Annotated in this window: 12 protein-coding genes and 1 tRNA gene; 9 read left to right on the top strand and 4 right to left on the bottom strand. The window is 62.8% G+C overall.

The window, feature by feature from the left end; genetic code table 11:
* Positions 1 to 98 precede the first annotated feature (98 nt).
* Entirely contained in the window at positions 99 to 1,439 is a 1,341-nt protein-coding gene (locus VIZ63_RS14865; RefSeq protein WP_331610451.1) for a glycerate kinase type-2 family protein, read from the top strand.
* A gap of 8 nt (positions 1,440 to 1,447) precedes the next feature.
* Here VIZ63_RS14865 and VIZ63_RS14860 read toward each other — a convergent pair.
* Positions 1,448 to 1,532, bottom strand: a tRNA-Leu gene (locus VIZ63_RS14860).
* Between the two features lie 210 nt (positions 1,533 to 1,742).
* On the opposite strand from VIZ63_RS14860, the gene rnr reads away from it, so the two are divergent.
* The 8 genes from rnr (at position 1,743) to alr (ending at position 9,503) form a co-directional block, all read left to right on the top strand.
* The gene (rnr, locus tag VIZ63_RS14855) at positions 1,743 to 3,983 is read left to right on the top strand and encodes a ribonuclease R (RefSeq protein ID WP_331610450.1); all 2,241 of its coding nucleotides are present in this window, start codon (positions 1,743 to 1,745) and stop codon (positions 3,981 to 3,983) included.
* Entirely contained in the window at positions 3,980 to 4,717 is a 738-nt protein-coding gene (rlmB, locus tag VIZ63_RS14850; RefSeq protein WP_331610449.1) for a 23S rRNA (guanosine(2251)-2'-O)-methyltransferase RlmB, read from the top strand. Before rnr ends, rlmB begins: the two co-directional genes overlap by 4 nt.
* Before the next feature lie 168 nt (positions 4,718 to 4,885).
* A complete protein-coding gene (rpsF, locus tag VIZ63_RS14845) occupies positions 4,886 to 5,266 on the top strand; it encodes a 30S ribosomal protein S6 (RefSeq protein WP_331610448.1) in 381 nt (126 codons plus the stop codon).
* 22 nt (positions 5,267 to 5,288) lie between these two features.
* Positions 5,289 to 5,513: a 30S ribosomal protein S18 gene (gene rpsR, locus VIZ63_RS14840; RefSeq protein ID WP_331610447.1), complete on the top strand. Its 225-nt coding sequence runs from the start codon at positions 5,289 to 5,291 to the stop codon at positions 5,511 to 5,513.
* A 52-nt stretch (positions 5,514 to 5,565) separates the two neighbouring features.
* Positions 5,566 to 6,465: a hypothetical protein gene (locus tag VIZ63_RS14835; protein ID WP_331610446.1), complete on the top strand. Its 900-nt coding sequence runs from the start codon at positions 5,566 to 5,568 to the stop codon at positions 6,463 to 6,465.
* Positions 6,466 to 6,530: 65 nt separating this feature from the next.
* Positions 6,531 to 6,980, top strand: coding sequence for a 50S ribosomal protein L9 (gene rplI, locus VIZ63_RS14830; protein ID WP_331610445.1), 450 nt, complete (start codon positions 6,531 to 6,533; stop codon positions 6,978 to 6,980).
* Between the two features lie 25 nt (positions 6,981 to 7,005).
* Positions 7,006 to 8,433, top strand: a complete 1,428-nt coding sequence (gene dnaB, locus VIZ63_RS14825) for a replicative DNA helicase (protein WP_331610443.1) — start codon at positions 7,006 to 7,008, stop codon at positions 8,431 to 8,433.
* Positions 8,430 to 9,503, top strand: a complete 1,074-nt coding sequence (gene alr, locus VIZ63_RS14820) for an alanine racemase (protein ID WP_331610442.1) — start codon at positions 8,430 to 8,432, stop codon at positions 9,501 to 9,503. Before dnaB ends, alr begins: the two co-directional genes overlap by 4 nt.
* 36 nt (positions 9,504 to 9,539) lie before the next feature.
* On the opposite strand, the gene VIZ63_RS14815 is transcribed toward alr, so the two are convergent.
* From VIZ63_RS14815 to VIZ63_RS14805, 3 genes are read right to left on the bottom strand one after another with little or no spacing between them, the layout of a single operon-like run.
* Positions 9,540 to 10,310 (bottom strand): FHA domain-containing protein, encoded by a 771-nt coding sequence (locus tag VIZ63_RS14815; protein ID WP_331610441.1) that lies wholly within the window; start codon positions 10,308 to 10,310, stop codon positions 9,540 to 9,542.
* Between the two features lie 48 nt (positions 10,311 to 10,358).
* Positions 10,359 to 11,177: a Stp1/IreP family PP2C-type Ser/Thr phosphatase gene (locus VIZ63_RS14810; protein WP_331610440.1), complete on the bottom strand. Its 819-nt coding sequence runs from the start codon at positions 11,175 to 11,177 to the stop codon at positions 10,359 to 10,361.
* On the bottom strand, positions 11,177 to 13,738 hold the full coding sequence (locus VIZ63_RS14805; RefSeq protein ID WP_331610439.1) for a serine/threonine-protein kinase: 2,562 nt from the start codon (positions 13,736 to 13,738) through the stop codon (positions 11,177 to 11,179). The genes VIZ63_RS14810 and VIZ63_RS14805 overlap by 1 nt, the downstream gene beginning before the upstream one ends.
* Positions 13,739 to 13,829: the final 91 nt, after the last annotated feature.

Genomic DNA, 13,829 nt, shown 5'->3' with positions numbered 1-13,829 from the left:
CACGCGCCAGCGCGCTTCGCTGTGAGCCGATATCGTTCGGCTCGCGGTAGATTTTTGTCGGGCCGCCTGCGGCCCGACTCTCTTCATTTGCGTCAGCAGTGATACAAGCTGACGACGGCGCGGTGCGCGACTTCCTCAAAGGCCTGTTTGCAGCAGCAGTAAATGCCTCGCGCGGTGACCGCGTGATCCCCGCTGTCTCGTCGCTCCACGGCAATCGCTGGATCTACGCCGGCCCTGGAGGCGCGCTGGAGCTCGAACTGCCGACGGGGTCAGGCCGCATCATCGTGATCGGTGCAGGCAAGGCGGCGGTCTCAATGGCCTCTGGGCTTGAAGCCGTGCTGGCAGATCGCATCGATTCCGGCCTCGTGATCGTCAAGCGCGGTGCGGCAGCGCCGCTGCGGCGTATCGAGTGCCGCGAAGGCGGCCATCCTGTGCCCGATGCCTCGAGTGCGCAGGCGACGCGCGAGCTGTTGAACGTCGTGGATCAAGCGCAACCGCACGATGTCGTGTTCTTTCTGTTGAGCGGCGGCGCTTCATCATTGCTGTGCCAGCCGGTCGATGCAGTCGCATTCCCGGACAAGGCGATGGCCAATCGTCTGCTCGTGACCAGTGGCGCGTCGATTGCCGAGATCAATGCAGTTCGCAAGCATCTCTCCGCAGTGAAAGGTGGGCGGCTGCGATTGCGGTGTCGTGCAACGACTTTCTGCACGCTCGCAATCTCGGATGTCATTGGCGACGATCCCTCGACAATCGGTTCGGGGCCGAGCATTGCCGATGCGTCGACGTTCGGCGGTGCGCTCGCGGTCATCGACAAGTACGGTCTTGCTGGAGACATGCCAGGTTCCGTGCTTGCGTACTTGCGCCGGGGTGAGCAGGAAACGCCAAAGCCAGGTGATACGTCGTCACAGGTGAATTATCGGGTAATCGCCAGCAATCGGGTCGCGCTCGATGCCGCTGCGGCATTCGCCACATCACGAGGCTTCGCGGTCCGAACGCTCACGGACCGGATGGCGGGGCACACGCACGACGCCGCGCGCGAATTTGCACTGAATGTACGTCGATTGGCGACGGGCAATGCCGTGCCGCAGGTCGTGCTTGCTGGCGGTGAAACGACTCTCGCCGTGACAGGAAAAGGTACGGGCGGTCGCAATCAGGAGTTCGCGGCCGTGGCCGCCATGCATTTGCAGGGTATCGAGAACGTCAGCCTGCTCGCGGCGGGTACCGACGGCACGGATGGTCCAACGGATGCGGCGGGTGCTTTTGCGGATGGCGCGACGCTGCAACGCGTTCGAGCGGTCAACCGCGATCTGCAGGCGCATCTCGCGGATAACGACGTCTACCCGCTGCTGGAAGCGACGGGTGACCTTTACAAGTCCGGTCCGACCGGCACGAACGTCATGGATCTGGTGGCCGCCCTGATCGGCGGACCTGATCTATGAAGATGAAATGGTGCCCAGGAGAGGACTCGAACCTCCAAGGATCGCTCCACTGATACCTGAAACCAGCGCGTCTACCAATTCCGCCACCTGGGCAAGGAGAGGAAGCGGGTCTAGCCCCGCAAGGCGCGCAAATCTACCGATGACATCCCGGAGTGTCAATGAACAACATAAGGATCCTGCAATGAATTTGCAGATCCCATACAGCGCTCGGGTGAAGTCCTCGAGCGAACCGCGCATCCTTGCGCATCAAACGGCTGCGCAGTGCTGCCGAAAGTAGCGCTGCTCCCTCTTCAAGCAATTGTTATGAAAAGCAAAACCAAGACAAAGAAAACATCGCCGGCCAAAATCCGGAAAAGTGCGCGACCCGCTGCGGCGGCGCGCCCCGACACGACATTCGCCGTGGCCTCGGCGCTCACGCAGGCGGGTACACCGCTGCAGTTCGATGAACTGGCGGTCAGGGTCGGAGCGACGACCCCGCCCAAACGCAAACGACTCGAAGCGCAGCTGGCGGGTTTGCTGCACGCAGGTGAGATCGTCAAGAACCGACGCGATGAGTACTGTCAGCGCGAACGGCTGACATTGACTATCGGCACTGTGAGCGGACATCGCGATGGCCACGGTTTCGTTCATCCCGACGATCGTTCGGCGCCGATCATTCTGACTTACCGGCAGATGCGCGAGGTCATGCACGGCGACCGTGTCGCTGTGCGCGTGAGCGGCGTTGATCATCGGGGTCGTCCCGAGGGAACCGTGGTGGAGGTGCTCGAGCGCGGCACCAGCGAAATCGTCGGTCGCCTGTATGACGAGTTGGGCATCAGCTTCGTCGTTCCGGACAACCCGCGGATCGGCCACCGTGTGCTCGTGCCGCGTGAACGCCTGGGCGACGCGCATGCCGGACAGGTCGTGCTCGTGAAAGTGATCGAGCAGCCATCGAAGACAGCCCAGCCGCTCGGGCATGTGGTTCGTGTCCTGGGCGAGCATGCGGCCCCCGGCATGGAAACCGAGATCGCGATCCATTCGCACGGGTTGCCGTTCGAATTTCCGGTCGAAGCGGTCGCGCAGGCAGAGGACTACGGTCACGCGGTCAGCACTGCGGCGAAACGCGGCCGAGAAGACTTGCGTGAAGTCGGCCTGGTGACGATCGACGGCGAGGATGCGCGCGACTTCGACGATGCGGTCTGGTGCGAAGCGGTGCGGGGCGGCTGGCGACTCATTGTCGCGATTGCGGACGTTGCGAGTTACGTTTCCTCCGGCTCCGCCCTCGATCAGGAAGCGCAGCACCGCGGTACGTCCGTCTATTTCCCGAATCGCGTGCTGCCGATGCTGCCCGAGGCGCTGTCGAACGGCCTGTGCTCACTCAATCCCAAAGTGGATCGGCTGTGCCTGTGTTGCGAGATGCGCGTCAATGCGCAGGGCAAGGTAACGCGCTCGCGGTTCTTCGAGGGCTTGATGAGCTCGAAGGCGCGCCTGACATACACGAAGGTGGCCGCCTGGCTCGCCAATCCGAATGCTGCTGCCGACCCGGACGTGGTCGCGAATGGCGCGACGCTGCGGAATCTGCACGATCTGTTCCTCGCTCTGCATGCCGCCCGTCTGCAGCGCGGTGCGCTGGAGTTCGATGCACCGGAGCTCAAGGTCAGATTCGATACCGACGGTCGCATCTCCGCCTTCGTCGAGCAGCCGCGCAACGATGCGCATCGCCTGATCGAGGAGTGCATGATTTCCGCGAACGTCGAGGCGGCCAAGTTCCTGCGCAAGCATAAAATTCCTGCGCTGTACCGCGTGCACGGCCGGCCTGACGAAGAGCGCCTGGAGAAACTCCGTGAATTCCTGCGCGGATTCGCCATCGAGTTGCCCCGCGACCGTGAGCTGGAACCGCAGGATCTGAATGCAGTGCTGCAGGGGATCGTCGGCAATGAAGAGGCGCACCTGATCCAGACGGTCGTGATCCGATCGATGCAGCAGGCCAGCTACCAGCCGGAGAACATCGGGCACTTCGGTCTCGCGCTGGCAGAGTACGCCCACTTCACATCGCCGATTCGTCGCTATCCCGATCTGCTGGTGCATCGGGGAATCCGCCACGTGCTGCGCGGCGGTGACGTCAGCTCGTTCGAGTACAACCCGGTGCGCATGGCTGAACTCGGTCAGCAGACTTCATTCACGGAGCGGCGCGCGGACGAAGCGACCCGGGATGCCATGTCGTGGCTCAAGTGCCAGTACATGCAGGACAAGATTGGCGAAGAGTTCGATGCGCTGGTCACTGGCGTGGTCGACTTCGGTCTGTTCGTGCAGGCCAAGGGCCTGCAGATCGATGGCCTGCTGCACGTGAGTGCGCTGGGCTCCGACTATTTTTCGCGCGACAAGTCCGGCTACCGATTGGTCGGTGCCCGCAGCGGTCGTGTGTTCCGCCTGGGCGACCACCTGCGTGTGCGCCTGATCAATGTCATCATCGACGAACGCAAGATCGATTTTGAATTGGCGGAGGCCCGCTCGACGCAGCAGATGGTGCGTGGACCGTGGCAACGCAGACGAGGCAAGCGATGAGTGATGAGGCAATCGTATTCGGACTGCATGCCGTGCGGACGCTGTTGCAGCTGCATCCGCAGAAGGCATCGCTCCTGATCCTGCAGAAGGGCCGGGAGGATGCACGTGTCGCCGAAGTGACCAGGTTGGCGCAGGCCGCTGGCGTGCGCATCGCGCATCGCGACGCGAAGGAGCTGGACCGCATGGCTGCGGGCGATCGCCATCAGGGCGTGTGCGTTCAGATCAAATCGGCGGGCGTGCTCGGCGAGGGCGCGCTGGATGAGTTGCTCGACAAGACGACTGCGCCGTTGTTGCTGGTCCTCGATGGCGTGCAGGACCCTCACAATCTTGGCGCCTGTCTGCGAACGGCGGATGCCGCCGGCGTCACGGCGGTGATCGTGCCGCGCGATCGGGCGTCCGGCCTGACGCCAGTAGTGCGCAAGGTCGCTTCGGGAGCGGCTGAGACGGTGCCGCTGATTCAGGTAGTGAATCTGGCTCGGACCCTGCGCTGGTTGAAGGACCGGCAGGTGTGGATCGTCGGCACCGACGATGAGGCGCCCAAGTCGCTGTATGAGACCGACCTCAAAGGTCCCTTGGCCATAGTGCTCGGCGCCGAAGGCCCGGGTCTGCGGCGGCTCACCAGGGAAAATTGCGATGCCCTGATCGGCATCCCGATGCAGGGTGTGGTGGAAAGCCTGAATGTGTCGGTGGCCACGGGAGTCGTGCTGTACGAAGCCATGCGCCAGCGACGCTGAGCAGGTTTCGCTGTTAAATCCGGCGCTTTGGTTGCGTCGGAGCGGGGGCTTCGTCTACCATTCGCGCCCGTTTTGCGCCCGGACTTCCGGCCGCGGCGGCAATTTGATCCGTAACTCCTTGCTTCACCGGCGGTAATCATCCGGGAAGCATTCCCATAAGGAGCAGCAATGCGCCACTATGAGATTGTGTTTCTGGTCCACCCTGACCAGAGCGAACAGGTTCCAGCCATGCTGGAACGCTACAAGGGCATGATCAGCGCCGGCAACGGCATCATTCATCGCCTGGAAGACTGGGGCCGCCGCCAGCTCGCGTTCCCCATCGCCAAGATCCACAAGGCGCACTATGTTCTGCTGAACATCGAGTGCGACGGCAAGACTCTCAACGAACTGACCGGCGCGTTTCGCTTCAGCGATGCCGTCCTGCGTCACCTCGTGATCAAGATGGACAAGGCCGTTACCGAACCGTCGCCGATGGCACGGTCGAGTGACGAATCGCGTGACGAACGCTTCGCCGACGACGACGACGATTCGCCGTCCGCGTCTGCCTGATCCGTATCAAGAGGGTATTGCCATGTCACGTTTTTTCCGCCGTCGTAAATTCTGCCGCTTCACGGCCGAAGGCATCGAGCAGATCGATTACAAGGATCTGGGCATTCTGAAGGCCTACATCACGGAAACCGGCAAGATCGTGCCGAGCCGTATTACGGGCACGAAGTCGCACTATCAGCGTCAGCTCGCCGTCGCCGTCAAGCGCGCGCGGTACCTGTCGCTGCTGCCTTATACCGATCAGCACTGAGATTCTTCGTTGAGATGCGCGCCGGCCCCACACGGTCGGCGTGCAGATTTCCATGCACCATGCAATCGCGGCCTGGCTGACCGAGCGCCCTTGGCGAGCGGCTATCGCCGCGGCCATCTGCGGCACGTTTTCATTGCAGATGCTGATGCCTTTCATGGTGCTGGCTGGCGCGATTCCCGTGCTGGTCGCGTTGAAGTCGGATGCAAGGCAGGCGCTGGTCGTGGCAGCCACTGCGGCGGCCGCGGCGATCTGGATCGTCGTGTCGCTGGCGCCCGAGGCGTCCTGGTTGATTGCAGGCGTGCTGGTGCTCACGTTCGGGCCCGTCCTGCTGGCTCTGTTGCTGCGGCGGGCAGGTTCTTTGAACCTGTGTTTCCAGGTCGCGGTAGCGGCGGTGGCGGCCGTTGTCGTGGTGGTGCACCTGGTGTTGCCAGATCCCGCTTCGGTCTGGGTGGAATTGCTGAAGCGCGTCATCGAGTCGATGGAAAGTGCCGGTCTGACTCTGGCCGGTGACACCGACGCGATGATCGCCATCTGGTCCCGGACGATGTGGGGTGCGCTGGCGGCACTGACGCTGGCGACGCTGCTGGGATCACTGTTTTTGGGCTGCTGGTGGCAGACGCTGCTGGATTCGCCTGGCAAGTTCGGCGAGGAGTACCGCCGGCTGCGTTTGGGTCTGGTGCTCGGGCTGGCAGTCACCGTGCTGTTCGCCGCGGCCTTCGTCTCGAAGTCCGCCCTGATCGCCTCGCTGGCGTGGGTGGCCTTCTCGGCTCTGTCGTTTCAAGGCCTGGCCGCGGCCCATCGCGGCAAGGCCAGTGGCCGTCTGAATCGGGGCTGGCTGGCGGCGATCTACGTGCTGCTGATCGTGCCGCTGTCGATGTCGATCACGGTGCTGGTGCTTGCGATCTGGGGGTTTGCCGATAACTGGCTGCGCCCCCGGACCCAGGCCGTATAAAACCGCCCGATTGGCGGTGCGAAAGGTTATTGTTGTTCAAAGTTATTTGAAGGCGTAGGTGTCCTATGGAAGTCATTCTGCTGCAGAAGGTCGCGAACCTCGGCACTATCGGTGATCGCGTCAAGGTGAAGTCCGGTTACGGGCGCAACTTCCTGCTCCCCAAGGGCAAGGCAACCCTGGCGACGGCTGACAATGTCGCGAAGTTCGAGTCCCGTCGCGCTGAAATCGAGAAGGCCGCAAAGGTGGATCTCGACGCGGCTCAGGCTCGCGCCGCGAAACTCGAAGGTTTCAAGCTCACGCTGACGGCGAAGGCTGGCGGCGAGGGCAAGCTGTTCGGCTCGGTCGGTACCACCGATATCGCCGACGGCCTACGCAAGGCCGGCTACGAGATCGAACGTTCGGAAGTGCGCCTGCCCCAGGGTCCGATCCGCCAGGCTGGCGAGCACGTCGTGCAGATCCATCTGCACACTGACCTGACGATCGAATTGCCGGTCGTGGTCATCGGCGAAGAGTAAGTCAGCCGCATCGGCGGCAACAGCGATGCCGGATACCGACGCCAAATTTCCCTTCGCTGGGTCGCGCCGTGCGCGGGAAAAAGCGATCGTAGACGACATCCGGGTGCCGCCGCATTCGGTGGAAGCCGAGCAGGCCGTCCTTGGCGGCCTGATGCTCGACAATCGTGGCTGGGACACCATTGCCGACCGGGTCACGGCTGAAGATTTCTATCGGCGCGATCACCAGCTGATCTTCGGCGCCATTGCCGACCTGGCCTCCCGCAGCGAACCGTTCGATGCGGTGACGCTTTCCGAATTCCTCGAACGCAAGGCGCTGTCCGACGCCACGGGCGGCCTGATCTATCTCGCCGGTCTGGTTCGCGATACCCCAAGCGCCGCGAACATCCGCGCCTATGCGGAGATCGTGCGCAATCGTTCCACGCTGCGCCGGCTCATCTCTGTCGGCGGCACGATTGCCAACAGTGCCTACGACCCGGAAGGTCGCGACGCCAACGAAATCGTCGATGAAGCCGAGCGCCTCGTCTTCGAGATCGCCGAAAGTGGCAACAAGGCGGGTTCGGGCTTTGTGCCGCTTCGCAATGAGCTCGGCACGATCATCGATCGGCTCGACATGCTCGCTCAGAATCGCGGGCAGCTCACGGGAGTCAGCACCGGCTTTACCCGGCTGGACGAGATGACTGCAGGATTGCAGAAGGGCGATCTCATCATCGTGGCCGGCCGTCCGTCGATGGGCAAGACCACCTTCGCACTGAACATCGCGGAGAACGCCGCGTTCGGTCCGAAGAAGGCCAAGGTCGGCATCTTCAGTATGGAAATGTCGCGCGACTCGCTGGCGTTCCGCATGGTGTCCTCACTCGGGCGCGTCGACCAGAGTCACCTGCGTGTGGGCAACATCGACGGCGAGGAATGGTCGCGCGTGAACACCGCGATCAGCATGATGAGAGATGCGCCCATCTTCATCGACGATACCGGTGCGCTGACCCCGACGGATGTTCGTGCGCGTGCGCGTCGCCTGAAGCGCGAACACGGGCTCGACCTGATCGTGCTGGACTACCTGCAGCTCATGCAGGTCGCGGGCAATACGGAAAACCGCGCGACGGAAATCTCCGAGATTTCACGCTCGCTGAAGGCGCTGGCCAAGGAGCTGGGGGTGCCCATCATCGCGCTGTCGCAGCTGAATCGCAGCCTGGAGCAGCGCCAGGACAAGCGGCCCGTGATGTCGGACTTGCGCGAGTCGGGCGCCATCGAGCAGGACGCCGACCTGATCATGATGATCTACCGCGAAGAGGTGTACGACAAGAACACCACTCGCAAAGGCATCGCCGACATCATCATCGCCAAGCAGCGTAACGGCGAGATCGGCGACCTGCAGCTGACTTTCCTCGGCAAGTACACCAAATTCGAGAACTTCGCTCCCGAACATTCCTACGGCGGCGACGGTTCGTTCCAGTGACCTTTCCCACGGCGACGCTCGACGGCGACGCGCTGCGACACAACCTCGCGGCAGTCCGTCGCCTCGCTCCCGACTCTCGTGTGCTGGCGGTCATCAAGGCCAATGCCTATGGGCACGGCATCGTCGAGGTGGCGCGCGCACTGGCGACAGCGGATGCCTTCGGGGTCGCGCGCATCGGTGAAGGGCTTACGCTGCGTGCGGCCGGAATCACCGGACCCATCGTTCTGCTGGAAGGCGTATTCAGTGCCGTGGAGCTGCAGCAAGCGGCCGCGGCGAATTTTGAGCTGGTGGTGCATTCGCTGGAGCAGGTGTCGCAGCTCGAGCAATCGAGCGGGCATCGGTTCGATGTCTGGCTGAAGCTCAATACGGGTATGAATCGGCTCGGTGTCACGCCCGACGAATTCAGCGCGGCCCGGCAACGATTGCAGTCGTGTGCTGCCGTGGGACGCGTCCGTCTGATGACGCATCTGTTTGGCGCCGAGGAGACGGGTGGGGCGGGTACGCAGGAGCAGATCGCGCGCTTCCTGGGGTTGGCCGCGGGCCTGAATCTGGAGCGCAGTATCGCGAACTCGGCAGGGCTCATCGTGTGGCCGGAGGCGCGAACGGAGTGGGTCCGTCCCGGCCTCATGCTGTACGGAATTTCGCCGCTGCCGGAGCAGGAGTCGGGCCATCTGGGATTGCGTCCGGCGATGACCCTGACCACGCAGCTGATTGCCGTGCGTCGCGTGCCGACGGGCGAAGGCGTGGGTTACAACGCGATCTGGCGGGCGGGGCGCGATTCGCTCATCGGCATTGCTGCCATTGGTTATGGCGATGGCTATGCGCGCAACGTTGGTAGCGGTGCGCCGGCGCTGGTCAACGGTCATCCGGCGCAGATAGCCGGTCGCGTCTCGATGGATATGACTGCCATTGACGTCAGCGATGTGCCGAACGCCCGGATCGGCGATACGGTCGTGCTATGGGGCGAGGGTGTGCCTGCCGAACGAGTGGCGCCCTATGCCGATACGATCGCGTACGAACTGGTGTGCGGGATCACGCAGCGCGTGACCCGGGTGTGGAAGAACAGCTAGAGACCGTCGCGTCCGGCTTCAGCCGGACAGGTTCGCTCAGCTTTCGAAGAATCCCATCTTCACGCCTGCAAGCAGGATCACATCGTTGTCCTGAAGCCTGCGTGCCTGCTCTCCCGTCGCCGAGCCGTTGACCAGTGGATAGTCACCAGGCTTGCCGCTGTCGACATGCACGATGAAGAAGCCGTCGGCGCGACGAGTGATGGCGGCAACCTGCACGCCGGGACGACCCAGGGTCGTGAGAGCTTTGTTCAATTCGAGTTCGCGGCCGGCGAATGCGCCGCTCAATACCTGGAGCTTGGCCTTTGGCAATGCGACCGGGTGTTCGCCCGTTGCGCTCGTGGGCGCCTGACGAATACCCGTAGCTGCTGCGGCAGCGGAGGCAGGCGCAGCCGCCTTTGAGGCAGGAGCCGCCGGAGGAGGTGCGATCGCCGAGGCCTTCTTGGCCGCAGCCGCCGCGACTGCGGAGCCGGGCGTAATGATCATGGTCTTCTCGAACTCATCCGGTTCGGAATCCATGCTCTGCGTGTCGACGAACCGCAGCTGGTGATGACCGACCGTGACGACATCGCCATGCTGAAGCGCATGCTTCTTGATCAGCTTGCCATTGACGTAGGTGCCATTGGTGCTGTTCAGGTCCTCAAGGAACGAGTCGTTGAGGATGTTGATGACCAGGGAGTGATGTCCGCTGACAGCCGGGTTGTCGATGCGGATGTCGTTATCCGGCAGGCGGCCCACCGTGTAACGTTCCTTGTTCATGTTGTATTCGGCCATCACCTGGCCATCCAGGCTAAGGATCAACCGTGCCATGTCGCGTGCCTCATCCCCAATGTGTTGATCATCCGGCGGCCAGTCAAACTAACCGAACCAGCGCAGGATTTTGTCAACCACACCGTTCTTTGCTGCGAACGAGTCGACAACTTGAGCAAGAATAATCGAGACGTTGTCGCGCCCGCCGTTATCGTTAGATAACTGAATCAATTGCTTAGCAACCGTTTCAAGACTAGCACTGAAGGTGCTTATTGTTAAGTGGATGTCATCGTCCTCGACCATGTCCGACAACCCGTCGGAGCACAGGACGTAGAAATCACCCTTTTCGGCGGCGTGCTCGTGCAATTCGACGTCGACAGTCGGCTCAACGCCCAGGGCTCGGGTGACATAGTTCTTGTTCGTGGCACGGGCAGCTTCGGCGGGTGAATAGAAGCCGCGGTCCACCAGTTCCTGCAGCAGGGAGTGGTCCATGGTCATCTGTTCGAAGCGATTGCTGCGCATGCGGTAAGCACGCGAGTCGCCGACATGGGCAATCGCCACCTTGTTGTTGAAGAACAGGCAGGCGACCACCGTGGTCCCCATGCCTTCGCACTGCGGCTGGGTCTTCGCTGTCTGGTAGATGATCTTGTTGGCCCGGGCGATGGCATCGCGCAGCACGATGCTGGGACGCTGCATCCCGGTCTCGGGATCTTCCGTGTTCATGTCCTGGTGTTCGATGGCTTCCTTCACCAGGCCGACGATGGTCTTGACGGCGATGCCGCTGGCGACTTCGCCGGCGTTGTAGCCGCCCATGCCGTCAGCCAGCACGAACAGACCGATGTCGGCGTCCACGCCGATCGTGTCTTCGTTGTGCTCGCGGACGCGCCCGACATCACTCAAGCCGACCGAACGGATCTTGCCGCGCATCACGGCAACAGCCACTCGTGCTCGAAGGCAGGCTTCGCCGGCTCCAGGGCTTTCGCGCAGGTGCGCAGATCGGCAGCAAATTCGGCACAGGTCGCATAGCGATCGTCTGCCGACTTGGCGAGGACGCGATCGATGATGACGTCGATCGCCTCTGGCAGCTCCGGACGGATCAGGCGTATCGGCGTATGCGGCTCGGTCGCAATCTTCTGCATGAGGCGCGGCATGGATTCAGCACGGAAGGGCAGCTGTCCGGTCAGTAATTGGTACAGGCTGACGCCCAGTGCGAACTGGTCGGACCTGCCATCGAGACTGCGTCCTTCCAGTTGTTCCGGCGACATGAATGAAGGGGTGCCCAGGACGATTCCGGTTTTAGTTCGGCTTGTATCGGTCAGTCGTGCGATGCCGAAGTCGGTGATCTTGAGCTCATCGTTCTCGGCATTGAACATTATATTAGCCGGTTTGATATCACGATGAACCACGTTCTGCCGATGCGCATAGTGCAGCGCTTCAGCGGTCGTGGCCACGAGGGTCATCACGGTTTTGGGCGGCAGCAGCTTGGCGCTGTCGGTATACGAGCTGAGATGCTGGCCACGCAGATATTCCATGGCGATGTAGGCCAGCCCCTGATCCTCGCCGGCGTCGTACACAGTCACGATCGCGGGGTGATTCAGGCGGCCCGCCATTTCCGCCTCACGGAAGAAGCGGGCGCGTGCTTCTTCGAGGTCATTCTCCTCAAACTCATCGGCCAGCGGGATCGCCTTGATCGCGACGACGCGATTGATGTTCGGATCGCGGCCGAGGTACACGATGCCCATGGCGCCCTTGCCGAGTTCCCGCTCGAGTTCGTAACGGCCCAGTTTGCGCCCCAGTGATGCCGGGCGCTGTTCGGCGAACGGGTCCTCGCTCCAGTCTTCGACGCGGGGAGCCGGCGCCGGGCGTGTCCTGGGTTTTTCCGCGGCGGGCGGGACTGGCCGGTCGTCCGCGACGCGGGCACGCCGGCTGCGAAGATCGCGGTAGTTGGGATCGCGGGTGGCAATGTGGCTGTAGACCGCGGAGGCCTTCTGGTTCTGACGTCGTCGCTCGAAATCCATGCCGAGAAAATAGAGCAGCTCCATGGTCGGCGCATCGAGGGGGCACCGACGGTAGGTCTCGAACGCCAGATCGAGCTGGCCCTGACGTTGAAATGTCTGACCCAGCGTCCGGAGGTTCGAGGTCGGATCAGGGTTCGTGCCGGACTTCATGTTCGCCCGGCGCACCATCTCGCCGAGCAGGTACAGCACGTAACCGGCGATGGCGGCGGCTGCCGGCACGACGAGTTGAACCCACAACTGATTCGACCCGAGCAGGCCGACTTCGGTGATGGCAAGAATTGCGACCAGAAGCGCCGTCGCCAGCGCACCGAGTCCGGGGCCTGCCACGGGCAGGATGAATGCAGCAAAAAGAATCACGGCCAATGCGACCAGCCATTCGGAGACGACGGCAGACCCGGAATGACGGAAGGACGCTCCGCGCATCAGGCTGGCCACGGTGCTTGCCGTGACTTCGTTCATGGACGCCTCGCTGCCGCTGGCCGTCCTGGAAGTGGTATCGGCATCCGTCCGGCCTACCAGCACGATCTTGTCGCGCAGCGACGTCATCGGCACGTTTCCCCGCAGTACCTGCACATACGAGTAGTGAGTCAGCTTAGGAGAGCGGGAGGGGAAGTAGTGAGGGCGGCTGAGCAATGAACCTTCGAGAGGGAATGTCCGACTGTCGAGATGCGCGGCGTCCCGCGAGTCGAACGAGAGCTGCTGGATCTCCGATGACAGCCCCTTGGTCGCAATCGCCATGGCTAGCGACGGCAGCAATGCGGTGTCGATCCTGACTGCAGCGACATCGCTGCGGAGTGCGCCGTCATCGTCGGCGGCAAGGTGCAGATGCCCGATAGCTCCGGCGCCGTTGAGCAGTGGCGCGGGTAGCGGTTGCGATATGCGGGCTGGCAGGGCGACTCGCAGCGCTGGCGCGGAGGCGGAGGCGAAAAACCGTGATGGCAGCGCCGGAGTGCCGGTCTCGCCGTCGGCGATGCGCACGTCGACAGGCAGTATGACATTGCCGTGGGTATTGATGGCCGCAGCGAACTGACCTTCCGGATCGACGGAATTGCCGCCGGCCTTGAGCAGATCGCGCAGCTGTGTCGCCTGTGCGGAGTTGCCGAGATGCGATGCTTCGAGCAGCGCCAGGGCGGAACGGATGCGATCTGTTTCACCGCCGGCCTGAGTCGTACCCACGCGAGTCGTGAATGCTATGACGCGGGTGCCTGCCTCATGCAGTTCATGAATGAGGTCGGCATGGATGTTGTTCGGCCACGGCCATGGGCCCAGTTCGGCGATGCTCCGATCGTCGACGTCGATCAGTACGATCTCCGGAGCGCTTGGCAGATCCGACACCCGCTGGGCGCGATCATAGGCCGCAAGCTCCAGCGGTGCGAAAGGTGAGGGCGCGATGAGTTCGCCAATGGCAATCACCGCAGCCGCTGCGATGCCGCCGGGGAGCCAGGAAAAACGCGCCAGTCTCGATGCCACAGAAACCCCATTGCCAAGAGCAGCCGAGTATAGACGAACGGCGTCAGACGAATTGACGGCAGCGTCACACCTGCGCCAGGGGGGATCTGTG

Source organism: Povalibacter sp., assembly GCF_036520495.1.
In the GTDB taxonomy this organism is placed as follows: Bacteria; Pseudomonadota; Gammaproteobacteria; order Steroidobacterales; family Steroidobacteraceae; genus Steroidobacter.
The sequence above is the reverse complement of the archived record's forward strand: the minus strand, read 5'-3'. Positions and strand labels throughout refer to the sequence as shown.

What these genes read in the sequence shown, in the direction of transcription:
- rpsR (WP_331610447.1), top strand. Translation starts at nt 5,289, where the DNA reads ATGTCACGTTTTTTCCGCCGTCGTAAATTCTGCCGCTTCACGGCCGAA.
- dnaB (WP_331610443.1), top strand. Translation starts at nt 7,006, where the DNA reads ATGCCGGATACCGACGCCAAATTTCCCTTCGCTGGGTCGCGCCGTGCG.
- rplI (WP_331610445.1), top strand. Translation starts at nt 6,531, where the DNA reads ATGGAAGTCATTCTGCTGCAGAAGGTCGCGAACCTCGGCACTATCGGT.
- VIZ63_RS14835 (WP_331610446.1), top strand. Translation starts at nt 5,566, where the DNA reads ATGCACCATGCAATCGCGGCCTGGCTGACCGAGCGCCCTTGGCGAGCG.
- rlmB (WP_331610449.1), top strand. Translation starts at nt 3,980, where the DNA reads ATGAGTGATGAGGCAATCGTATTCGGACTGCATGCCGTGCGGACGCTG.
- VIZ63_RS14815 (WP_331610441.1), bottom strand. Translation starts at nt 10,310, where the DNA reads ATGGCACGGTTGATCCTTAGCCTGGATGGCCAGGTGATGGCCGAATAC.
- rnr (WP_331610450.1), top strand. Translation starts at nt 1,743, where the DNA reads ATGAAAAGCAAAACCAAGACAAAGAAAACATCGCCGGCCAAAATCCGG.
- VIZ63_RS14810 (WP_331610440.1), bottom strand. Translation starts at nt 11,177, where the DNA reads ATGCGCGGCAAGATCCGTTCGGTCGGCTTGAGTGATGTCGGGCGCGTC.
- rpsF (WP_331610448.1), top strand. Translation starts at nt 4,886, where the DNA reads ATGCGCCACTATGAGATTGTGTTTCTGGTCCACCCTGACCAGAGCGAA.